Annotated in this window: 23 protein-coding genes; 13 read left to right on the top strand and 10 right to left on the bottom strand. The window is 57.9% G+C overall.

Features of this window, described 5'->3' with window-relative positions; all coding sequences use genetic code 11:
* Positions 1–26: 26 nt before the first annotated feature.
* Complete coding sequence (locus AB5Y71_RS06075) at positions 27–542, top strand: AAA family ATPase (RefSeq protein ID WP_368171208.1); 516 nt, start codon at positions 27–29, stop codon at positions 540–542.
* 11 nt (positions 543–553) lie between these two features.
* On the top strand, positions 554–820 hold the full coding sequence (locus AB5Y71_RS06080) for a hypothetical protein (RefSeq protein ID WP_368171209.1): 267 nt from the start codon (positions 554–556) through the stop codon (positions 818–820).
* A 41-nt stretch (positions 821–861) separates the two neighbouring features.
* On the opposite strand, the gene AB5Y71_RS06085 is transcribed toward AB5Y71_RS06080, so the two are convergent.
* Genes AB5Y71_RS06085 through AB5Y71_RS06105 form a run of 5 tightly spaced genes read right to left on the bottom strand, consistent with a single transcriptional unit; the run spans position 862 to position 3,716 of the window.
* Positions 862–1,353, bottom strand: a complete 492-nt coding sequence (locus AB5Y71_RS06085) for a Dps family protein (protein WP_005334596.1) — start codon at positions 1,351–1,353, stop codon at positions 862–864.
* Between the two features lie 4 nt (positions 1,354–1,357).
* The gene (locus tag AB5Y71_RS06090) at positions 1,358–1,795 is read right to left on the bottom strand and encodes a PaaI family thioesterase (protein ID WP_368171210.1); all 438 of its coding nucleotides are present in this window, start codon (positions 1,793–1,795) and stop codon (positions 1,358–1,360) included.
* A 16-nt stretch (positions 1,796–1,811) separates the two neighbouring features.
* A complete protein-coding gene (locus AB5Y71_RS06095; protein ID WP_005334600.1) occupies positions 1,812–2,186 on the bottom strand; it encodes a carboxymuconolactone decarboxylase family protein in 375 nt (124 codons plus the stop codon).
* A 4-nt stretch (positions 2,187–2,190) separates the two neighbouring features.
* On the bottom strand, positions 2,191–3,177 hold the full coding sequence (locus AB5Y71_RS06100) for an SLAC1 anion channel family protein (RefSeq protein ID WP_368171211.1): 987 nt from the start codon (positions 3,175–3,177) through the stop codon (positions 2,191–2,193).
* Between the two features lie 35 nt (positions 3,178–3,212).
* Positions 3,213–3,716, bottom strand: a complete 504-nt coding sequence (locus AB5Y71_RS06105; RefSeq protein ID WP_335838750.1) for a NifB/NifX family molybdenum-iron cluster-binding protein — start codon at positions 3,714–3,716, stop codon at positions 3,213–3,215.
* Positions 3,717–4,474: 758 nt separating this feature from the next.
* Here AB5Y71_RS06105 and AB5Y71_RS06110 point away from each other — a divergent pair.
* The 11 genes from AB5Y71_RS06110 (at position 4,475) to AB5Y71_RS06160 (ending at position 16,419) form a co-directional block, all read left to right on the top strand.
* On the top strand, positions 4,475–6,382 hold the full coding sequence (locus AB5Y71_RS06110) for a fructose-specific PTS transporter subunit EIIC (RefSeq protein ID WP_267518204.1): 1,908 nt from the start codon (positions 4,475–4,477) through the stop codon (positions 6,380–6,382).
* A gap of 532 nt (positions 6,383–6,914) precedes the next feature.
* Positions 6,915–8,321, top strand: a complete 1,407-nt coding sequence (uhpT, locus tag AB5Y71_RS06115; RefSeq protein WP_005334609.1) for a hexose-6-phosphate:phosphate antiporter — start codon at positions 6,915–6,917, stop codon at positions 8,319–8,321.
* Positions 8,322–8,539: 218 nt separating this feature from the next.
* Complete coding sequence (locus tag AB5Y71_RS06120; protein WP_005334611.1) at positions 8,540–8,845, top strand: PTS fructose transporter subunit IIB; 306 nt, start codon at positions 8,540–8,542, stop codon at positions 8,843–8,845.
* Positions 8,845–9,612, top strand: a complete 768-nt coding sequence (locus AB5Y71_RS06125; RefSeq protein WP_368171212.1) for a PTS sugar transporter subunit IIA — start codon at positions 8,845–8,847, stop codon at positions 9,610–9,612. The genes AB5Y71_RS06120 and AB5Y71_RS06125 overlap by 1 nt, the downstream gene beginning before the upstream one ends.
* A gap of 104 nt (positions 9,613–9,716) precedes the next feature.
* Positions 9,717–10,640 (top strand): 23S rRNA pseudouridine(2457) synthase RluE, encoded by a 924-nt coding sequence (rluE, locus tag AB5Y71_RS06130; RefSeq protein WP_368171213.1) that lies wholly within the window; start codon positions 9,717–9,719, stop codon positions 10,638–10,640.
* A complete protein-coding gene (locus tag AB5Y71_RS06135; RefSeq protein WP_042082454.1) occupies positions 10,640–11,131 on the top strand; it encodes an NUDIX hydrolase in 492 nt (163 codons plus the stop codon). The genes rluE and AB5Y71_RS06135 overlap by 1 nt, the downstream gene beginning before the upstream one ends.
* 157 nt (positions 11,132–11,288) lie before the next feature.
* Positions 11,289–12,395, top strand: a complete 1,107-nt coding sequence (gene mnmA, locus AB5Y71_RS06140; protein ID WP_005353619.1) for a tRNA 2-thiouridine(34) synthase MnmA — start codon at positions 11,289–11,291, stop codon at positions 12,393–12,395.
* 23 nt (positions 12,396–12,418) lie between these two features.
* A complete protein-coding gene (gene hflD / locus AB5Y71_RS06145) occupies positions 12,419–13,033 on the top strand; it encodes a high frequency lysogenization protein HflD (RefSeq protein WP_129503561.1) in 615 nt (204 codons plus the stop codon).
* A 122-nt stretch (positions 13,034–13,155) separates the two neighbouring features.
* The gene (purB, locus tag AB5Y71_RS06150) at positions 13,156–14,526 is read left to right on the top strand and encodes an adenylosuccinate lyase (protein ID WP_368171214.1); all 1,371 of its coding nucleotides are present in this window, start codon (positions 13,156–13,158) and stop codon (positions 14,524–14,526) included.
* A gap of 165 nt (positions 14,527–14,691) precedes the next feature.
* On the top strand, positions 14,692–15,822 hold the full coding sequence (locus tag AB5Y71_RS06155; RefSeq protein WP_042031527.1) for a cupin domain-containing protein: 1,131 nt from the start codon (positions 14,692–14,694) through the stop codon (positions 15,820–15,822).
* 183 nt (positions 15,823–16,005) lie between these two features.
* Positions 16,006–16,419, top strand: coding sequence for a hypothetical protein (locus AB5Y71_RS06160; protein WP_368171215.1), 414 nt, complete (start codon positions 16,006–16,008; stop codon positions 16,417–16,419).
* Between the two features lie 96 nt (positions 16,420–16,515).
* Here AB5Y71_RS06160 and AB5Y71_RS06165 read toward each other — a convergent pair whose 3' ends face one another.
* From AB5Y71_RS06165 to AB5Y71_RS06185, 5 genes are all read right to left on the bottom strand, one after another.
* Positions 16,516–17,055 (bottom strand): GNAT family N-acetyltransferase, encoded by a 540-nt coding sequence (locus AB5Y71_RS06165; RefSeq protein WP_368171216.1) that lies wholly within the window; start codon positions 17,053–17,055, stop codon positions 16,516–16,518.
* Between the two features lie 6 nt (positions 17,056–17,061).
* The gene (locus AB5Y71_RS06170; RefSeq protein ID WP_368171217.1) at positions 17,062–18,702 is read right to left on the bottom strand and encodes a GNAT family N-acetyltransferase; all 1,641 of its coding nucleotides are present in this window, start codon (positions 18,700–18,702) and stop codon (positions 17,062–17,064) included.
* On the bottom strand, positions 18,702–19,316 hold the full coding sequence (locus AB5Y71_RS06175) for a glutathione S-transferase family protein (protein WP_368171218.1): 615 nt from the start codon (positions 19,314–19,316) through the stop codon (positions 18,702–18,704). Before AB5Y71_RS06175 ends, AB5Y71_RS06170 begins: the two co-directional genes overlap by 1 nt.
* A 36-nt stretch (positions 19,317–19,352) precedes the next feature.
* Positions 19,353–19,991, bottom strand: a complete 639-nt coding sequence (gene pdxH, locus AB5Y71_RS06180; protein ID WP_368171219.1) for a pyridoxamine 5'-phosphate oxidase — start codon at positions 19,989–19,991, stop codon at positions 19,353–19,355.
* A gap of 176 nt (positions 19,992–20,167) precedes the next feature.
* The gene (locus tag AB5Y71_RS06185) at positions 20,168–22,297 is read right to left on the bottom strand and encodes a reprolysin-like metallopeptidase (protein ID WP_368171220.1); all 2,130 of its coding nucleotides are present in this window, start codon (positions 22,295–22,297) and stop codon (positions 20,168–20,170) included.
* Between the last annotated feature and the right edge of the window lie 30 nt (positions 22,298–22,327).

The following is a 22,327-nucleotide window of genomic DNA, read 5'->3' on the forward strand; positions in this document are numbered from 1 at the left end:
TCTGTTCCAGAAAAGAGCCCCCAGAGATGAAACGAATTCTGATTATTGGCAACTCGGGATCGGGCAAGAGCTGGTTGGCGGCGCAGCTGGCTGAGGTATTAACTATCCGCGAGGTCAATCTGGACACCATCGTCTGGCAACCGGGCGGCTTTAACCAAAAACGGCCCCAGCATGAGATTGATCATGCCATTCAAACACTTGCTCAAGAGCCATCATGGGTGGTCGAAGGGGTATTTGGTGCCCTGGCCGAGCAACTGCTTGATGCCGCCGATACCCTGCTTTTTCTGGATCTCGACTGGTCGGTATGCCGTGATTCACTGCTATCACGCGGATCACAAAGTGCTAGGCAACGGGATACAGTGGCAGCGGAAAAGAACTTTCAACAACTGCTGGTGTGGGCATCGGAATATGGGCAGCGAGCTGGCAAAAGCTCCCGCCACTTCCATCGCGAGCTGTTTGATCGATTCCCAAACGACAAGCACCATTTCACGACTCGTGAAGCGGTAAATAGCTATCTCACTCAACTGACCGTTAACAGCTAACAAGAAACTGGATGGACCAATACAAACAGACTTCAAAACCTGACCATATGTTTTTCAGAAAATTTATATCCTATCTGGCTATTACCTTGCCTATCGGCCTGATCCCGGAATTTATTCGGCAGGACTTTCATCTGGATTTGCTCTCATGGCAGGAGGGCTGCCGCCTCACTCTGATCATGATTGGCGTCGCGGCGGCAATGGCGGGAATTGACTGGCTCGTGCATCGCTATCAAACCAAACGACAGCAGCCAAAGGGCTCGGTTGGACCGAACCGTTAAGGGAAGGTCGGGCTGCCACATAATATGGCAGCCCCGTGCCATCAAGAGAGCATGCTTCTTAGCATCCAGGCGGTTTTTTCATGAATATCGATGCGCTGGGTCAGCACATCGGCGGTGGGCTGGTCATTGACGGCATCGACCAGATCGAACAGTTTTCTGGCGGTTCTCGCCGTGGCTTCTTGCGCCAACACCAGATGTTTGAGCATTTCACTGGCACAGGGCACCCCTTCGACCTCCTCAATGGAGGAGAGACGGACAAACTCCTTGTATGTGCCGGGTGCCGGGAAGCCCAATGCGCGGATCCGCTCGGCGATAACATCCAGCGCATTCCACTGCTCGGTGTATTGATCCATAAACATATTGTGCAGACTGTTGAACTGCGGGCCGGTTACGTTCCAGTGAAAATTGTGGGTCATCAAATAAAGGGTGTAACTATCGGCAAGCAGTGCCGACAATCCATCTGCAATTTTCTTGCGATCGGCGGCTGAAATACCGATATCCATTTCTGGTAAAACCACACTCTCTTTTTTCATCACGCTAACTCCTGTTATTGGCTTTCGGCTTGATAAATTTGGCCGATGCTTTTGCAACAATCATCCCGCCGACCGACGCTACGGCATTCAGACGATAGATACCGTGACGCTGGTCGACTATTCTGGCCGACAGCACTACTTTGCTGCCGATATCGATGGGAGCAATAAAACGAACGGTCAGCTCCGCTGTTAATCCTCTTATTCCCCGTTGCAGCAACGCATGTGTCATCACCGCATCGAGCAGGGTGCTGGTCATGCCGCCATGCAAAATATCGCTGTAACCCTGATGGCGCTGGTTGGCAATAAACAGCCCTTCCGTTGTCCCTTCCTCCCCCTGATAAAAGCGAATTCCCAGTGAATCCGGGTTATGAGTGCCACACACCATGCAACGGGCGTGGGACATCATGGTCTGTTGATAGTTCTCTGATTGATATTCATCCACTTGATCTATTCACTCGCTATTTGGCCACTCGCATGTTGAGAACTGAGTGCCAGGAGAGCAACTCTTCGATGGCGGCATGTGCCTGGGTGCCATAGATGATGGAGGGGCCGCCTCCCATCAATACCGCGACATCCACGGTGGCAATCAGCTCCGCTCGCGAAGCACCGGCCTTCACGGCTCCGGCAACATGGGCGGCAATGCAGCCATCGCAGCGGGAAGCGATACCAATACCGAGGGCGATCATTTCCCGATATTTCAACGCCAGCGCCTCGTCCTCTTTCATAACGGCTTTGTGCAGCGCAATAAACGCATTCATGGTATCCGGGCTGCTCTTGCGATAAGCAGAGCCAAGCTGGTGTTGTTCTTTATTGATCTCTCGATAATTTTTCATCACGTTATTTCTCCGGTGTGAAAATCTCACCTTTATAGAATGACTGCACTGTCATGCTGATTAACCAGATGATCAATACAATCAGGGCACACACCACTATTTTGGCCAGATAATATGGAATGATATTCCCGGTTGCGTCGGCAAACATGGCCGAGGCTGCGGAAAATGCCGCCAGTGGAAATGAGTACGCCCACGAAGAGAGGAAAAATTTAAGTTTCAAAAAAGTGAGGGTGTTGTACATCAGCAAGATAAATACAAACAGCGCAAAATAATAAATGACATGGGCAAACAGGTCGCTGGAGCTGGCTATTTCGCTATACGAGATAAATCCGATGGAAGGCGGTGCCAACAGAATAAACATGGTGGGCATCAGCTTCTCGGGTAGGCTCTCATGAAAGAACAGCCGATAGAGCACTATGGTCAGCAGAGAGAACCAGAAAATAAGGCCAATGCTGAAGAAGAACAGGCTGACCTCGTGAAAGCCAAGCGGCACGCCCCCCAGGGGCACCACAATATTGCCGACAATCGGTATAAACCATGCCGGATTGGTGTGGGTGATTGTGAAATGGTCGCGATGGATCCAGTTGCTCATGATGTAGAGGGTGAAGAGCAGCTGCAAGCTGGCGCCCACCGACCAGAGGGCCAGCGCCGCATCATGCCAGCTGGCCCAGTAGGCGGATTGCAGCAGCAGGCTGATTGAGATGGTCGGGAAGAAATTGATCCTGACCGGGTGTTTCAGCTCATGCAGGAACTCGTCATTGTGTCTGAGGATTTTCCAGCCATACATCACCAGAAACGTCACCAGTAGCAGGGATGACAAGACCCCGAAAAGGAACCCTGCCGACTGCAACAGCAGCAGATCCGGAAACGCCTTGCGACAGGCAATTGCCGCCCCCGTCAGCCCCATGATGATTGAAAAGAGTGTGACAGGCATATGTGCAATCTTGGTTATGGAGGGGATTTGCTTACCCTCTTGATTCAGGTTTTCCATCAACGTTCCCCTCCAGTTCGACCTAGCGGTTGTGCTTACTCTTCACAACATTTCTTGTGGTTGCGCTGACGGTTACCCTGACAGCCCTGCTGTTGTCCGGAGGCTGACTTGCAGCAACCCCCTTTGCCAAGGCGGCCACGGGGAGCGCATTGACGGCTTCCCTTACCGTGATGGCCAGCCCCCTCGGCGCAGCGCGATGTACTGCCCTGTTCAGCGGATGTCAGCTCGGCCAGATTTCCCGACTCATTGCTCAGCATGTCGGCCATAGCGAGACGCCCCTGACTGGCCTGATAGACGGCAAGCCCACTGCCCAGCAGCTTGCCAAGCATCTTGCTACCGATATTTTTCAACACGATACGACGTGCCCCCTGCGCCTGAAGCAGCTCCGCCAACGCACTTTTGCACTCGTTGCCTGCCACCGGATTGGCGATCTCTGCCAAGGTGATCCCCTGTTCATCTACGAATACAAAGCGCTCTGCCTTGGCAAAATGTCCTGCGATATGGTCGTCACTCATCGGAATGGCTGTGATGATGGTCATTTGACCTCCTGCTATCACTGTTGATATTCCAGCCCTGCCCCTTGTCACTCTGCACTCGTCCCCTTGTTCAGGATCTTCCCGCAGGCTTGCCGGTTGGCATGGCCATGTTCCCAGCCTCTTGCAGCAACCAGATGAAGAGCCGTACGCATCAACTTTTACTGGTTTAGTCACGCATCATTCGGCTCGATAAGCGTCTGATCATGATGCCGCCGTAATTGGCATATGCCATGTATACGCTCAGTTTATGGCATATGCAACAAACTATTTTTTTCAACGAAGAGGTTTGGGGACTCATTAAAGCTCGCCCTGGCATCATTCCAGGGCGCGCCAATCCGCTATCAGCGAGGGCAAACGGCAGGGGGAGAAATGGCGCATAAAAATCCTAGTCCGCCCGGCTAAATGGCGACTTTTTGTGAGAATGGTCACATCTGATGGCGCCGTTTAACCACATATAAATCCAGACTCCACTGATGATTAATTTATTGATATGGCGTATTACAAATCTGATGGCGAGCCTGGCATCAATGCATTTATATGTTTTTAAAGAAAAAATGAATGGTTGACTGAAAATGGCGAGTCCTACCTGAAAACGGGATCTTCATCACATCGCGTTTTAATGCGCACAAAAATCCAGTGATTAGCACATTTGTCCGATAGGGAGGGTGCAGGCGAGCCGCGATAATGATCAGGTCATTTTTATCCAGTACGTCGATACGTACTCACGCATAGCTTCCGTCACCGGAAGCGGGGAGAGCGCCATGATCACCACCTTGATCAATGAACATCTGATCAACCTCGATTTGAAAGCGACGCGTAAGGAAGAGGTCTTCACCGAGATGGCCCGCCTGCTGGCGTCGCAAGGCAAGGTCAGCGACGAGCAGGCCTTTATCAAGGATCTGTGGGCCCGCGAAGAGCTGGGCAACACCGGCTTTGAAGAGGGCGTGGCCCTGCCCCACGCCAAGAGTGCGGCGGTATGCAACCCGGCGGTCGCCATCGGCATCAGCCGCAACGGCATCGAGTACGGCGCCGAAGATGGCAAGCCGTCCCATATTTTCTTCATGATCGCCTCCCCCGATGGCGGCGCCAACCACCATATCGAGGTGCTGGCCGAGCTCTCCGGCAAGCTGATCGAAGAGGGCTTTATCGCCAAGCTGCTGGCGGCGAAAACTCCGGCCGATGCGCTGGCGCTGCTGCTGGCCAAGAAAGAGGAGCAGAGCGCGGCCCCGACCACCAGCAAAGGCTTTATCATCGGTGTCACCGGCTGCCCGGCCGGTATCGCCCACACCTATCTGGCGGCCGAGTCGCTGGAGCGCGCCGCTCGCGAGCTGGGTTATGAGGTGAAGGTGGAGACCAACGGCTCCATCGGCGTCAAGAACAGCCCGACCGCGGACGAGATCGCCCGCGCCACCGCCATCGTGGTGGCCTGTGACAAGCAGGTGGACATGGCCCGTTTCGCTGGCAAGCCGCTGATCAAGACCGGCGTCAAGGCCCCCATCAAGGATGGCAAGGGTCTGATCGAACAAGCGCTGAAGGCCCCCGCCTATGTGGCTGGCAAAGAAGATAAAAAAGGTGAAGAGAAGAGCGCGGGCGGCAGTTCCGATCTCTACCGCTACCTGATGAACGGTGTGTCGCACATGATCCCGTTCGTGGTGACCGGCGGTCTGTTGATTGCGCTGGCACTCGCCATCGGCGGCAACCCGACCCCGAGCGGCATGCAGATCCCGGAAGGGAGCATGTGGAACCAGATCCTCAACGTCGGCGTGGCCGCCTTCACCCTGATGATCCCCATTCTGGCGGGCTATATCGCCTACGCCATCGGTGATCGTCCGGCGCTGGCACCGGGCTTTATCGGTGGCTGGATCGCCAACAACGGTAGTTTCTACGGCGCTGATGCCGGGACCGGCTTTATCGGTGCCATCATCGCGGGCCTGTTGGTCGGCTATCTGGTGCGCTGGATTGCCACCCGTCAGTACCACAAGATGGTGCAACCGCTGGTGCCAATCCTGATCGCCCCCATCGTCGGGTCGCTCTTTATCGCTGCGGTATTCATCTTCATCATCGGCGCACCCATTGCCGACATGATGACTGGCCTCAACGCCATGCTGCTTTCCATGAGCGGTGGCAGTCTGGTGCTGCTGGGTATCGTGCTGGGGGGGATGGCCGGCTTTGATATGGGTGGCCCGGTCAACAAGGTGGCCTTCCTCTTCTCGGTGGGCATGATTGCCTCCGGTCAGACCCAGTTTATGGGTGCCATGGCCTGCGCCATCCCGGCTGCCCCTCTTGGCATGTCGCTGGCGACCGTACTCGGTCGCAAGCTCGGTATCTTCGATGCCTCTGAAATCGAAGCTGGCAAAGCCGCCGGTGCCATGGGTCTGGTGGGGATCTCCGAAGGGGCGATTCCGTTCGCCGCCCGTGATCCGCTGGCCGTTATCCCGGCCAACATTCTGGGCAGCATGACCGCAGCTGTGATGGCTTTCCTGTTTGGCATCACCAACAGCGTTGCCCACGGTGGCCCCATCGTGGCCCTGCTGGGTGCGGTCAACAAGCCGCTGCTGGCACTGCTCTGCATGATCTGCGGTGCCATCGTCACCGGCGTGGTGGCGGTTGCCCTGAAAAAACTGCGGGTCAAAAAGAGTGATGAGGTAACTCTGGCCAAGGCGGCCTGAGTTCCTCCTCCCCGAGCAACTCACGCTCGCGAACCATAACAATGAGGCCACCCCGGGGTGGCCTCTGCTTTTTCCTTGTCTTTTTCCTTATAGGCCTCAACACCCTCTTTATCGCGCCCTCTCTTGCCACGCCAAAGCAGCGCCGCATTTGCCGCGCCATTCCCTCTCCTCCCACCCGGATACCGGCGGAAATATCGCCAATCCCGGGTCAGCTCTGTGATTGCACTCACGCTTTGTCCGCGAAATCGCAAAAACTAGGAAATTTTCCTAATTGCCCTAGGGATGGCTCTCAAGCCATTTTTTGCCCCTCTTATTAGAGTCACCTCACCTGATGTCGTGACCCGCACCGCGACGGGCAATGTGCCCCGTCATCCCGTGCCGGGCCCGGGTTTATATGGATGGAGCGTCGAGCGCTGCAACGGCTGACAGCCCCGATGTTCCGTTCCCCCTTCCGTGGCGTGACCTCGAACAACCTATCTACAAATGAGGGGCGCGGCGGAAATACCGTCTATCTCGCAGAGGATGAACGAAGATGTTGAAATTGCTCCAACAGGTCCGGGTCCCCACCCTCGACCTGCCGGTCGAAGCCCGGCGCAAGCTCTGGTTCAAGCCGTTTATGCAATCTTATCTGGTTGTATTTATTGGCTATTTGACCATGTATCTGATCCGCAAGAACTTCAACATTGCGCAAAATGACATGATCCAGGAGTACGGTCTCTCCATGACCGAGCTTGGCATGATCGGCCTTGGCTTCTCCATCACCTACGGGGTGGGCAAGACCATCGTCTCCTACTATGCCGATGGCAAGAACACCAAGCAGTTCCTGCCGCTGATGCTGATCCTCTCCGCGCTCTGCATGCTGGGCTTCAGTGCCAGCATGGGCGGCACCGGTTTCAGCCTCTACTTCATGATCTTCTTCTACGCCCTGAGCGGTTTCTTCCAGAGCTGTGGCGGTTCGTGCAGCTACTCCACCATCACCAAGTGGACCCCTCGCAACAAGCGCGGCACCTATCTGGGTATGTGGAACCTCTCCCACAACGTGGGCGGTGCCGGTGCGGCTGGTGTGGCGCTGTTCGGTGCCAACTACCTGTTCGATGGCAACGTGCTCGGCATGTTTATCTTCCCCTCCATCATCGCGCTGATCGTCGGCTTTATCGGCCTGCGCTTTGGTAGCGATTCACCGGAAGCCTATGGTCTTGGCAAGGTGGAAGAGCTGTTTGACGAAGTGGCGAGCGAAGAGGATATCGCCACCGAGGAGCAGAAGCTGACCAAGTGGCAGATCTTCGTGAAGTATGTGCTGCTCAACAAGGTGATCTGGCTGCTCTGCTTTGCCAACATCTTCCTCTACGTGGTGCGTATCGGTATCGACCAGTGGTCCACCGTCTATGCCCACCAGGAGCTGGGCTTCTCCAAAGACGTGGCTATTCAGGGCTTTACCTTCTTCGAAGTGGGCGCTCTGGTCGGCACCCTGATGTGGGGTTACCTCTCCGATCTGGCCAATGGCCGTCGTGGTCTGGTTGCCTGTGTGGCACTGGCGCTGATTATCGCGACCTTGGGTCTCTACCAGCATGCGACCACCCAGTTTATGTTCCTGGGTTCCCTGTTCACCCTGGGCTTCCTGGTGTTTGGTCCGCAGTTGCTGATCGGCGTCGCCGCCGTGGGCTTCGTCCCCAAGCAGGGCATCAGCGTAGCCGATGGCGTCAAGGGCACCTTCGCTTACCTGATTGGTGACAGCTTCGCCAAACTGGGTCTGGGCATGATCGCCGATGGCACCCCCATCTTCGGTCTGACCGGCTGGACCGGCACCTTCGCGGCGCTGGATATCGCAGCCGCCGCCTGTCTGGTACTGATGGGTTGTGTCGCCGTCGCCGAAGAGCGCAAGATCCGCCGCATCAAGCGCGAACTGAAAGCCGCCGAACTGGCCGCCCAGACCGCCTGATAGCCATAACAACAGACGCAGATTGTTCAGGGCCACCCATAGAGGTGGCCCTTGTTGTTTGGGGCAACCCCACTCCCGGCTGGCCCATATCAGCCTGCACTGCCGTTCAAGGGACGGGCATATCCCCATCAAGATCCCACTTTTCATATGCGCTTTTGGTAAAAGCCCCCCGCTGGCGCTATCTTGTTGCTTCCCCTTGTCAGCATCACAGAGAGCAGATGAAGATCGTCGCCGTCACCGCTTGCCCGACCGGTATTGCCCATACCTATATGGCTGCCGATGCCCTGCAAAAAGCCGCCACTGGGCTGGGACTCAAGATCAAGGTCGAGACTCAGGGCGCCATGGGCATGGAGAACATGCTGACCGCCCGCGATATTGCCAGCGCCGACCTGGTGCTGATTGCCTCCGATATCGAGATTGAGCAGAAAGAGCGCTTCCTCGGCTGCACCATCCATCAGGTGAGACTGGAAACCGTGCTGCTGGATGCCAACGCCGTACTCAAGGCCCTGCCGATCCCGGCCTGATGCTGGCCCGCGAAATCACCTTCTACTGCCAGCAGGGGTTGAGCATCACCCAGGCCAAGCAGTTAAACCGGCTGGCGGGGATGTTCAAATCCACCATCCGCTGCGCCAACCTCACCCGGCGTCAGACCGTTGCCGCCAGCAACCAGCTCTCCCTGTTGACCCTCGCCACCCAGCCCGGCGATCTCTGCCAGTTGCAGATCGAAGGGTGCGATGCCGAGCTCGCCCACATGGCCTTCACCTGCTGGTGCGGGGAGCTGGGTCAACCGCTGGTGCGCCTGCGCACCGCCGCGCTGGCGGAGTTGCGACTGGCCAACGTCCTGCCCGACTACCATTTTGCCCTGCGCCAGCTGGCCCACAGCACCGAACCGCTGACCAAGGCCGAGGCCCTCGAGCATCTGATCGAACTGCTGCCCGCCGAGCTGATCAGCGACCGCGCCACACTGACCGCTGCGGTAGAGCGGCGCGAGCAGGTCTCGGCCACCATCATCCGCCCCGGCCTTGCCATGCCCCATGTATTGAGCGCAGGGATCAGCCAGCCAGCGCTGACCCTGCTCAATTGCAAGGAGCCCATCGAGTGGGGCTCTCAAATCGGGCAGGTGCAGACCATTATTCTGCTGGCGGTGCCGGTTGGCAGCGGACGGGAGACCCTGCGCCCCCTCACCCGACTGGCGCAGGCGATGATCGACGATGTGGTCAGCCACGCCCTGCTGTTGGCGGGCTCGCCCCCCGCCCGTCAGGCTATCGTCATCGAGAGCCTGCTAAGCTAGGCGAATTGGCTCTGGGCGCTGCTTGCTGTAACACCAGCCATTCATCCTGCCCTCAGCACCCTGTGGTACACTCGCTGCCATCGTCTGTCTGAAGTGTGTATCCGATGAAATCTCCCCGCTCCCGTCTCTCTGTCAACCGTACGCCGCGCGATAACGCCCCGCGCACGGCGGCCAAACCAGCCGCACCCCGCCATGCATCCCCCCGCAAACCGGAGCTGGCCCCAGCGGATCGCAAGCTGTTGCTGCTGAACAAGCCCTACATGGTGCTCTGCCAGTTCACCGACGAGGCGGGCCGCGAGACCCTCAAGGATTACATCAAAGAGCCCGGCATCTATGCCGCAGGGCGGCTCGATCGCGACAGCGAGGGACTGCTGCTGCTCACCAACGATGGCAAGCTGCAGGCGCGCCTCACCCAGCCGGGGGAGAAGACCCCCAAGACCTACTGGGTGCAGGTGGAAGGGATCCCGAGCGAAGAGAAACTGGCCGCCCTTCGCGCCGGTGTGGAGCTCAATGACGGCATGACCCTGCCCGCCAGGGCGCGCATCATGGATGAACCTGCGGTGTGGCCGCGCAATCCGCCGATCCGCGAGCGCAAGGAGATCCCTACCAGCTGGCTGGAGATCAAAATCATCGAGGGACGCAACCGGCAGGTGCGGCGGATGACCGCCCATATCGGCCACCCCACCTTGCGCCTTATTCGCTACGCCATCGGTGACTGGACCCTCGATGGTCTGGCACCCGGTGAGAGCCGCAGCCTGCCCGCCCCCGAGCTGGTGCCGAGCACCAGCAGCCGCCCGCGTCCCTCCTCATCCCGTTCAGGCGCTCATACCGCCAAACCGGCCAAACCGACAGGGGATGCGCCACGGCGAGCCAGCCAGCCGAGACGGGACGAGCGCCCCCGCAGCACTCACCCAACCGAGCGTTCAACTTCAAACCCGACCGGCGGCAAACCCCGCAGCAGCGGGCGAGGAACGGCACGCAGACCCGCCCGAGCGGGCAATCCCGATAGCAACGACAAGGAGTCATGATGAGCAATCAGGCAGAGCAATCGACCACCAGCCACGCCCGCATGGAGGCGCGCCTGACGGTCGCCGCCCTGGTGCAGTGGCAGGGGCGCTTTCTGGTGGTGGAAGAGGAGATAAAAGGCCAGCGCCGTTTCAACCAACCCGCCGGCCATGTGGAGCCGGGGGAAAACCTGCTTGAAGCGGCGTGCCGCGAGCTGAAGGAAGAGACGGGTCTGACCGCCACGCCGACCGCCTGGCTTGGTACCTATCTCTTCAAACCGGCCGACAGCGAAGCCACCTATGTGCGCACCGCCATCATCTTCGACCTTGAAAAAGCGCCGGGTCAGCACCATCCAGAGGATCCTGACGGCGATGTGCTGGCTTGCCACTGGCTCACTCTTGAAGAAATAGCGGAATGCAAACCGGCCCTGCGCAGCCCCTTGGTGTGGCAGTGCATTCAGGATTATCTGGCGGGGACACGGCTGCCGCTCTCGGCCCTCAAGGCCTTTATCTGAGGCCATTTGACACTCTTTTTCGGTGACAAAGGCCAACGACAGAAAAACGATTTCCTGCTATCAGGCTCCTGATGGGAACTGCGGCATGGATATGTGACCGGGGGCGCAAAACTCTGGTAGAATACGCCCCGTTTAAACGAACTGGTAACTTCGACTAATGACAGACAACAGCCAAATCAAGGTGATCGTCGGCATGTCCGGCGGCGTGGATTCTTCCGTCTCGGCCTACCTGCTCCAGCAGCAGGGCTATCAGGTCGAAGGCTTGTTCATGAAGAACTGGGAAGAAGACGACACGGACGAGTACTGCTCTGCCGCCCAGGATTTGGCTGATGCCAAGGCCGTCTGCGACAAGCTGGGGATGAAACTCCACACCATCAACTTCGCGGCCGAGTACTGGGACAATGTGTTCGAGCACTTCCTCGAAGAGTACAAGGCTGGCCGCACGCCAAACCCGGATATCCTTTGCAACAAGGAGATCAAGTTCAAGGCGTTCCTCGAATTTGCCGCCGAAGAGCTGGGTGCCACCTATATCGCCACCGGCCACTATGTGCGCCGTGACGACAGCACCGGCCGCCCGCGCCTGCTGCGCGGTCTCGATACCAACAAGGATCAGAGCTACTTCCTCTATACCCTGAGCGAAAAGCAAGTGGGTCAGAGCCTGTTCCCGGTTGGCGATCTGGAGAAGCCCGAGGTGCGCCGCATCGCCGAGCAGCTGGATCTCATCACCGCCAAGAAGAAAGACTCCACCGGCATCTGCTTTATCGGCGAGCGCAAGTTCAAGGACTTCCTGGCCAAGTTCCTGCCCGCCCAGCCCGGTAAAATCGAGACCGTGGATGGCAAGGTGATCGGCGAGCATCAGGGTCTGATGTATCACACCCTGGGCCAGCGCAAGGGGCTCGGTATCGGTGGTCGTAAAGATGCCACCGAAGAGGCCTGGTATGTGGTCGACAAAGAGGTCGAACGCAACGTGCTGGTGGTGGCGCAGGGCGAACATCCCCGCCTCTACTCCGATGGTTTGATTGCCAGCCAGCTGCACTGGGTAGATCGCACCCCCATTCGCGAGCCGCGTCGCTGCACCGTCAAGACCCGCTACCGCCAGCAGGATATCCCCTGCCTGATCCAGCCCATCGACGACGAGACCATCCGGGTCATCTTCGACGAGAAACAGGCTGCGGTGACCCCGGGCCAGTCCGCCGTCTTCTACGACGGGGAAGTGTGTCTGGGCGGCGGCATCATCGAACAACGTTTCAGCCATCCGGTTTGAATCCTTAACAGAAGGCAGCAGACGTGAGCGATAAATTCCAAGACAGAACAATGGCCTTTGCCGGCATCTGCCAGGCCGCGTATCTGGTGCAGAAGGTGGCCCGAGACGGCAGCTGTGACGAGGCCGCACTGCGCGAGAGCCTCTCCAGCATTCTGGTGACCAACCCGAGCCACCCGCTCGAGGTGTTCAACAACACCCATCTGGCCATTCGCGACGGCTACCGCGCGCTGGTCGAGCAGCTGGGTGCCGATGGCAGCCAGAAGAATGCCGAGCTGACCCGCTATGTGGTGAGCCTGATTGCGCTGGAGCGCAAGCTGGCCAAGCGTAAGGACATTCTCAACATGCTGGGTGAGCGGATCAGCCAGATCGGCCGCCAGCAACAGCATTTCGATCTGCTCGACGAGCAGATCCTGGCCAACATGGCGAGCATCTACAGCGATCTTATCAGCCCCATCGGGCCGCGCATTCAGGTGGCCGGCACCCCGCTGTTCCTGCAGCAACCGCTGGTGCAGCACAAGGTGCGCGCCCTGCTGCTGGCAGGCATCCGCGCCGTGGTGCTGTGGCGCCAGCTCGGTGGCAGCCGCACCCAGATCATCTTCGCTCGCAAGAAGATGGTGGAACTGGCCAAGCGTTACTAATCATTGGCTTGCGCGCAGGCAGAGGGAGGACAAGGTGAACAGCCGCACATCAGCCTTGATACACCCCGCCCGGCGCGCAAGTGAATACGGATCCCCCACACCAATCATCAGGAGTTCACCCCATGGAGCTGTCCGCGCTGACTGCTGTTTCCCCGATTGACGGTCGTTATGGCGACAAGGCCGATGCCCTGCGCCCTATCTTCTCCGAATTCGGCCTGCTGCGTTTTCGCGTTGAAGTCGAGGTTCGCTGGTTGCAGAAACTGGCGAGCCACGCCGGGATCCCGGAAGTCCCAGCCCTGAGCGCGGCCGCGAACGCCCTGCTCGACGGCATCGTCAGCAACTTCAACGAGAGCGACGCCGCCCGCATCAAACAGATCGAGCGCACCACCAACCATGATGTGAAAGCGGTGGAGTACTTCCTCAAAGAGAAGGTTGAAGTGAACCCGGAGCTGGCGGCTGTCAGCGAGTTCATCCACTTCGCCTGCACCTCGGAAGACATCAACAACAACTCCCACGGTCTGATGCTGAAAACCGCCCGCGAAGAGGTCATCAAGCCTTATTGCGAGAAGCTGATCGGCGAGATCAAGCGTCTGGCCCACGAGTACCGTGACATGCCGCTGCTCTCCCGCACCCACGGCCAGCCGGCCACCCCGAGCACCATGGGCAAGGAGATGGCCAACGTCGCCTACCGTCTGGAGCGCCAGTACAAGCAGATCATGGCGGTGGAGATCCTCGGCAAGATCAACGGTGCAGTCGGCAACTACAACGCCCACATCAGCGCCTATCCGGAAGTGGACTGGCACCAGTTCTCCGAGCAGTTTGTTACCTCCTTGGGTCTGACCTGGAACCCCTACACCACCCAGATCGAGCCGCACGACTATATCGCCGAGCTGTTCGACGCCATGGCCCGCTTCAACACCATCCTGATCGACTTCGACCGCGATGTGTGGGGTTACATCTCCCTGGGTCACTTCAAGCAGCGCACCATCGCCGGCGAAATCGGCTCCTCCACCATGCCGCACAAGGTCAACCCCATCGACTTCGAGAACTCCGAAGGCAATCTGGGTCTGGCCAACGCTGTGTTCCAGCATCTGGCGAGCAAACTGCCCATCTCCCGCTGGCAGCGTGATCTGACCGACTCGACCGTGCTGCGCAATCTGGGCGTTGCCATCGGCTATTCCCTTATCGCCTACCAGTCCACCCTCAAGGGTATCTCCAAGCTGGAAGCCAACGACGCCGCCATGGCCGCCGATCTGGATGCCAACTGGGAAGTGCTGGCCGAGCCGATCCAGACCGTGATGCGCCGCTACGGTATCGAGAAGCCCTACGAGAAGCTCAAAGAGCTGACCCGTGGCCGCCGCGTCGATGCCGAAGGGATGCGCACCTTTATCGACACCCTGGAGTTGCCGGAAGCGGTCAAGGTTGAGCTGAAGAAGCTGACCCCGGCCAACTACCTCGGTGACGCCCAGCGTCTGGTTGATCTGCTGAAATAAGCGGATAAATGAGACCACCGGGGCCCTGTGCATGATCTGCAACAGGGCCCCGGTTATTTTATGTGGCACCCTATACACGGTTTGCAAGAGGGCTTGCCCGAGGCCGGCAGCCGCCTCTGGCAAGACCTCTCCTGACCTTTGTCGAACCCTTTGACGAGAAGATCTATGTACGAACTCAATCTGGATATCGCTCACTTCCTCGAGCACTACTGGCAGAAGCGCCCGCTCCTTATCAAGGGCGGCTTCAAGGACTTTCAGGATCCCATCAGCCCGGACGAGCTGGCGGGTCTGGCCATGGAGGAGGTGGTAGAGTCCCGTCTGGTCACCCGTTTCGACGGCAAGTGGGATGCTGCCCACGGCCCCTTCGAATCCTATGACCATCTGGGCGAAGAGAACTGGACCATTCTGGTACAGGCTTGCAACCACTGGGCCCCCGAGGTGAACGAGCTGGCGGTGCCGTTCCAGTTCATTCCGGGCTGGCGCTTTGACGATGTGATGGTGAGCTTCTCCACCCCTCACGCGGGTGTCGGCCCCCACATCGACAACTACGACGTCTTCATCACCCAGGGTATCGGCAAGCGTCACTGGCGGGTTGGCGATGCCAAGCCGCTCAACGAGTTTGCCGCCCATGCCGCTCTGCTGCACTGCGAGCCGTTCGAGGCGATCATCGACGTCATCATGGAGCCGGGCGACATCCTCTACATTCCGCCCGGATTCCCCCACGAAGGCTACGCCATCGAGCCCTCCATGAACTTCTCGGTGGGTTTCCGCGCGCCGGATGCCAAGGCGCTTATCTCCTCCTTTGCCGATCACCTGATCGACAACGAGGTGCGTACCGAGCGTTACGGCGATGCCGACCTCAAGCCCCGTGCCCGTCACGGCGAGATCCAGCCCCACGAGCTGCACCGTCTGCGCGAGCTGATGCAACAGGCCCTCGATGACGAGACCCTGTTCAAGGAGTGGTTCGGCACCATGATCTCCGAAGCCAAGCACGATCTGGATGTCAATCCGGTCGAGCCGGACTACAGCGCCGAGGAGGTAGCCGACCTGCTGACCCAGGGCGAGCCTGCCATCAAGGTGCCGGGCCTGCGCAGCGTCTGGTTCAGCGGCGAGAGCCAGCAGTGCTATATCGATGGCGAAGCCTGGACCCTGCAGAGCGAAGATGCGGCCGCCATTTCGCTCTTGTGCGACAAGGACATCATCACTCAGGCCGATATGGTGGAGCTGGCCGATCAGGCCGGTTTCCTGCAACTGCTGACCCGTCTGGTCAACCGCGGTTACTGGTTCTTCAACTGATCCGGCGGTAACCGAAGGATAAAAAGGCGCCTTATGGCGCCTTTTTTGTCACTCAGAGGCGGTTCAATTAACAATCGATGCGCGAAACTGAACCCACTCTTGATGAACCGACAAGTGGTGATTTATTGAGCTAATATGGATGGGTATCATGCGTCCGTCCCTGTTCACAAGAGAAGCGCCACCATGCAAATCACCTCCAGGCCCATGCCGCTGCCCGATTACGGCAAATACCCCTCCTCTCCGGCTGTCACACCCGAGCAGGTCAGTCAGACCCGTAACGAAGCACTGACCAAGAAGGATGAATTGCAGGCACAGAGCGAAGAGAAAGCAACGGCTCGCAGAACCCTGGCGGTCTCTTATACGGCTAATCAGCAGGAGAAAGCCGTGGTGGAGCGCTACCTGGAGGCCAGCGGTCAGGAGACCGACAGCAAGTCGGGCCCGAACACGGCTGATATGTATCAGGCTGCGAATCGCTACCAGCGCCAGCAGAATCTCAGCGACTACATGCAGTTCCAGCAGAGTCCGCTCGCCCAGCAGATGGGTGACATGGTGGGCGAAGATAATCGCAAGGGCACTCAGCTCGATATCATTGCCTGAGTCTATTTGCTCGAATAAGCCCGGCAGGGACTGATATAAACTGAAAAAGCCCTCGCTGAGGGCTTCTTCGTTATAGCTTGTCGCTGCGATGTCTCGCTATAAATGGGACACTTCTGCCTGCACGTCCGGCAGCTCGTCGGGGAGTTCATCAAACAGGGGGTGATAGAGCACCTCACCCTGCACCCCCGCAAAACCGCGCTCCTGCAGCTCCATTGCCATAAAGCAGTCGGCAGGCACCTCATAGATGCAGTGCAGGCCAAACTCGCTAGCCGGGCGGAAACCGAAACGGCTGTAATAGGCCGGATCCCCGAGTACCACCACCCCTTTCCAGTCCATCTCGAGCGCCGTATCAAGCCCTTCACGGATGAGATCAGAGCCAATACCCTGACCTTGCCAGTCGGGATGAACCGCGACCGGCGCCAGACCGAGCCAGGGCCCTTCCATGCCGTTAATGGTGATCGGGCTTAGCATCAGGTGCCCCATGAACTCGTACTCTTCCTCTTCGACCATGGTCACTACGGCAGCACCACATTCGCGCAGGCGGTTGACCAGTTCGGCCTCATCGGAACGACCGAAGGCGGCACTCAGCAGCTCATAGACCGGCAGCATGTCACCGGGGCGCTCGGTTCTCAACATCAGGTATTACTCCTCGTACAGCAGAGCGGGCATTATTCCACACAACGGCTGGTCATTCTGAGTACCTTTGTCCAAAAATGGGAGGGTGCACTCAGGAAAACGAGCGGCAAACTGCTGCTGCAAGACGGTTAGCGTAGCTGGGGTGACCCTGTTCATCGCCTCGCGGTAGGCCAGCCAGAGGGCGGGAGCCTCCCGCGCCAACCGATCAAAGGTCAGTTCGGGCGTTTGATGCCAACAGCCATCCAGCTCATCGACCAGCTCCGGCAGCTCCACCAGCAGCCGTAACTGCTGATAGCGTATCTGCGGCGAGTCACCGTTGCCGCCCAGCGCCAGCGCCATCAATTGGTTGAACCAGTGGAGCCGTGATGCGCGCTCCTTGCGGCTGAGCAGCTCGGGCCCCTGCCGCTGCAGCGCGGCCAGTTGCAGCAACCACGCCAGCCCCTGTTCATCCCTGTCTTTCAGCAAGACGCCGCCAAGATGGGACAACTGCTCCGGTTCGGCCTGCTCCAGCAGTTCGACGGGGTAACAGTGCAGCTCCAGAGACCTCTCAAGATGCGGTGGGCAGCGAATAGAGCAGGACTCCTCCCCCGCGCCCCTCTCATCCACAAAGAGCGAGATAGCCAGCTTGCCGTTGGCGCTCTGCCGATCCAACGTTACAGGATCCCACAGAATCACCACAGCAATCCGCTCATCAGCAAGCCAGCGGGCAATCTCCTCGGGAAAGGGATTGGGTAAGGAGGGAGCGCGATCCAGTCGCCAGTAACTCACCTCACACGGCTGGCGACCGCTGATATGGCGCCGCCCACGATAGTGCATGCCCAGTTTTGCCATCACCCGGCCGGAGGCTAAATTGTCTGGCATATGGCGAGCCGTCAGCGCAGGCAGTTGCAGTTGGTCAAAGGCGAACCCCTTGACCAAGCTGGCGGCCCGGGTCGCCAGACCGCGATTTTGCCAGGGCACGCCCACCCACCAGGCGAGCTCGCCATTCCAGTGCAGCGAGATCACCCCAAGCAACACCGCACCTTGCTCCTCTGGCAAGGTGATGGCCCAGCTCCAGCCAAGGCCAAGCGCCGCTTTGCGCCAGCTGAGCGCCAGCCAGTCGCGGGCCCCCTCCGGCGGATAGGGGTGAGGAATATTGAGGGTGTAGCGGGCCAGCGCCTCGTCGCTGCAGTAGCGCACTATCTCGCGCTCATCGTCGGCCTGCAGTGGTCGCAATACGACACCTGATAGCGAATGCCCCTCAGCCAGGGTCGGCACCATCACGCGGCGCGCCAGCAGGCGATTGAGCACGGCGCCCAAATCGGCCTCGGGGGTAAGCGGCAGATCGGCCCCCACAGGGCCAAGGGTGAGCAGCCCCTGCTCCCTGGCGAGGGTCAATAGGGAGGTAGAGGCGCTGATCAGAACCTGGCGGCTGGGATCAACATGAAAATCCGCCAGCAGATCCCCATCGAGCCAGGCAGCCAGCAGGGCTCCCGGGCAGAGCACCCCGTCTGGAGGGCTGCTCGCCCAGGGTGCATCGGTTTGATCGAGGGCGGCCGCCGCCTCTTTGCCCAGCAGCAGCTGCCAGCGATGACCTTGCTGCTGCCAGTGCAGCAACAGCGCAGCCCACTGCGGTTGCCACAGACTGGCCTCGATCAGCAGTTCCATCAGCTGGCCTGACAGGCCGCTGGCAGCGTCAGATGGCGGGGATGGGCTTCGATACGGGCGATCCAGCTACGGATAGCGGGCCACCCCTGCAGGGAGAAGATCCCCTCCTCTGCCACGTGGGTGTAGGCATAAAGGGCGATATCGGCGATGGTCGGCGCATCACCGCACAGATAGGGGCTCTGTTTCAGCTGCTGCTCCATTACCGCCAGCGCTTTCTCGCCACCGGCTTTCAGCCCGTCGAGACGCGCCTCCTGCGACTCGGGTCGGCCGAGATAGTGAACAATAAAGCGGGCCACCGCGATGTAGGGCTCATGGCTGTACTGCTCGAAGAACATCCATTTGAGCACCTCGGCCTGCTGGCGCGGATCGGTTGGCCACAAGGTGCTACCTTGCGCCAGAAAGAAAAGGATGGCATTAGATTCCGCCAGCGTATCGCCCTGGCCAATCTCCAGCACCGGGATCTTGCCGTTGGGGTTCATGGCCAAAAATGCGGGGGTACGGGTATCCCCCGCCTGAATATCCACCTCTACCCACTCAAGGGGCAGCTCCAGCCAGCGGGCCAGCAGCCACACCTTGTAACAGTTGCCGGAACGCAGATCACCATACAGATGCATACACACTCCTTGTGAAAACAGAATTGAACAGCGCGATCAGGGAGCCAGACGCTCGATATGCCAGCCATCCCCGTCGCGGGTGTAGTAGAAGCGGTCGTGCAGCCGGTGCTCGCCCCCCTGCCAGAACTCCACCGTCTCGATCACCACCCGGAATCCGCCCCAGAAGCTCGGCAGCGGCACTTCGCCATTGGCAAACTTCTGCTTGAGCTCGAGGAACTTGGCCTCCAGCACGCCACGGGCCGAGATGCGGGTCGACTGCTTGGAGACCCAGGCAGCGATCTGGCTATCCTTGGGACGGCTGTGGAAATACTTCATCACCTCGAAAGTGCTCATCTTCTCCACCCGACCGGTCACATGCACCTGACGGTCGAGCGTATGCCAGGGAAAGAGCAGGCTGATACGGGGATTGCCTTCCAGCTGCAGCGCCTTGCGGCTGCCCATGTTGGTGTAAAAAACCATCCCCTGGGCGTCGTAGTGCTTGAGCAGCACGGTGCGCTGCCAGGGCTGACCATCGGCATCCACCGTCGCTACCACCATGGCGGTGGGATCGGTCAGTTTGGCCTCACAGGCCTGCGCCAACCACTTCTCGAAAAGCGCCAGCGGCTCGGCCGGCAGATCGGCCCGGTGCAGACCGCCACGGGTATACTCACGGCGCAGATCAGCAACATCCATCATCTTGATTTTCCTTCAAATAAATAATGGTTCCACGACCATCAAGAGAGTGACGCAGGCATTGTGCGCTCGATAAAGCGACCTTGTAAACCATACAAAAAAAGCGAAGAGGCTAACGCCTCTTCGCTTGGTTCATCAATTTACCAAAGATGGGTAATCTCACCCTTGGGTTATCTGGTTTAGTAGCTCATGATCTCACGACGACGCAGCAGCGCAGCGATACCAAGGCCCAACAGCGCGAACAGACCGGTCGAACCGCCACCACCACCGCCGCCATTGCTTTCAGGCTGGGGAGCCGGTGTATCACTGCTCTTGGTCGCCAGTTTTGGCGTAATGGCATAGAAGATATTGTCGCTACAGGCCAGCTTGAGGCGAACAGCGCTGCCAGCATTGGCCGGAATGGTCACCTCATGGGCGCCATTGTTGTTCACGCCATTGACCAGCGGCTGCCAGCTCTTGCCTTCATCGTTGCTATAACTGATATCGACCCGCTGACAGTTGACAGGATGACGGTCCGTGCCAGCTACTTGCCAATTCACTGTGGTCGGGCTACCAACCAGCATACGCTGGTCAGATGCCGGTTCAATCTTGAAGGTTTGTGCGCCTGTATCGACCACCTCGACCGAGGTCTCACCATAGGCACCACCGCCTTTGCCATCACGGGCGACCAGACGGAAGTTAAGGGTGCGCGGCACATTGACCCAGACATCACCTTTCTCAGCTTCCCCTTTCAACTGGGTAGCCAGCGAAGGAAAGTGACGAACCGGGGAAGTTGTCGGCTCGGCGTAACGATACAGGGGGCCGGTTGCAAGGCGACCGGAACTCAATTGATCGCCACTGGTCGTTGCATCTCCTAGGTCGACCTGCTCCCAAGTATAGGTAAGGGTATCGCCGTCAACATCATTACCCTTGCCACTCAGGCTAAATGCCACCCCTTTGGGGATCACATGTTCTGCTGGCACATCGGTAATTTCTGGCGCCTGATTATCACCATTTTGGTTCGGGATCGCAGTGCCACAACGCGAAGAGGGAAAAGCAGCAAGTACCGATGGTACCCCCTCGATTTTTATCGAGCCATTACTCGCTTGCTCTTCTCTGTCGTTGATATGCTTGAGCATCTCCTCAATCGACTTGCTATGAAAATAGGCCTCGCTGTTGAGCTGTACGTTTTGCTCCCCCATCAGCCCCGCATAAGCCATGATGGAGCTACCACTACCTGGCTCCCATGCCATGGAGGACTCTCTCTGCCCCTTATTAGCGTTATAGGTATGGTCGGCACCAAATTGATGGCCAATCTCATGCGCCACAAAGTCAATAAAAAATGCATCTCCAACAGGATTTTTGTTTCCTGTAGCCGCGTTAGACCTATATGATGCATATGAGTCTACCTTATCACACAATGACCCTAGCTGTGCATCCCCCTCATCTTTTTCCGATTGCGTTACTACATGACCAATATCGAAATAGCCAAGGTCATTACTATTCAGCTTCTCTCTCTGAACCACAGCATTTATAGTGCTGATATTTTTAAATTTTGGATATTTACCGTTCACAAAAGGGTCGTCAACAGGATTTTCGAATATAATATTGTCATTCCCATCTGCCAATACAAAACGAACGCCCAAGTCCCTTTCATATACCTCGTTTAAACGGTTAGTCAAGGTTGTCAGTGACGCCAATGCTTGGGCTTGGCCACCAAAGAACCTGGTATATGAACCAGTAGTAGAGAATGCAATGCTGTACTGGGTAAGCTCTGGCTTGCTATAGCTAGCCTCGTTACGAGCCGCTTCAGTTTTGTATGCTAACTTTTTTTTCAGCTCGGATTTTTCAATGATCTCCTTGATATTCTTGCCATTCATTGAATGTGCATCTTTTTTGTAATAGACAGCGTAGGTACCATTACGCTGAATATCGACAAATATCTGCTCTCCGGCATGCATAAACATGCCGTTAAAACCACGCGGAGAAATATCAAAACGACCGGTATTACTGGGGGTGCCAACTTCATGTCCTTTATAAGTCATGATATCTGGGTATTTTGCTGCCAGCGCAGGCGGTAATACGGAGTAGGCTTCCAATTCATATTGCACCATCTTGCCATCAGGCAATGGTAGCGTAATCACGGTTTGGCCCAAGCGCAGATTTTCTAAAAAATCCGGTTCTACCTCAAAGATATTGTATGCGCGAGCCCTTACAGGTTCATCAGCCTGCTTGCTGCGTTTTTCGACCATATGCCATGGGGATGCCAGCGCGATATTGGCTGACATTGCGATGACAACTGAGATTGCATTTATTGTGAACTTCATCATTATTAATCACCTGACTGAACAGTCGACGAG

The organism is Aeromonas sp. R9-2 (genome assembly GCF_040908025.1).
Classification (GTDB): domain Bacteria; phylum Pseudomonadota; class Gammaproteobacteria; order Enterobacterales; family Aeromonadaceae; genus Aeromonas; species Aeromonas veronii.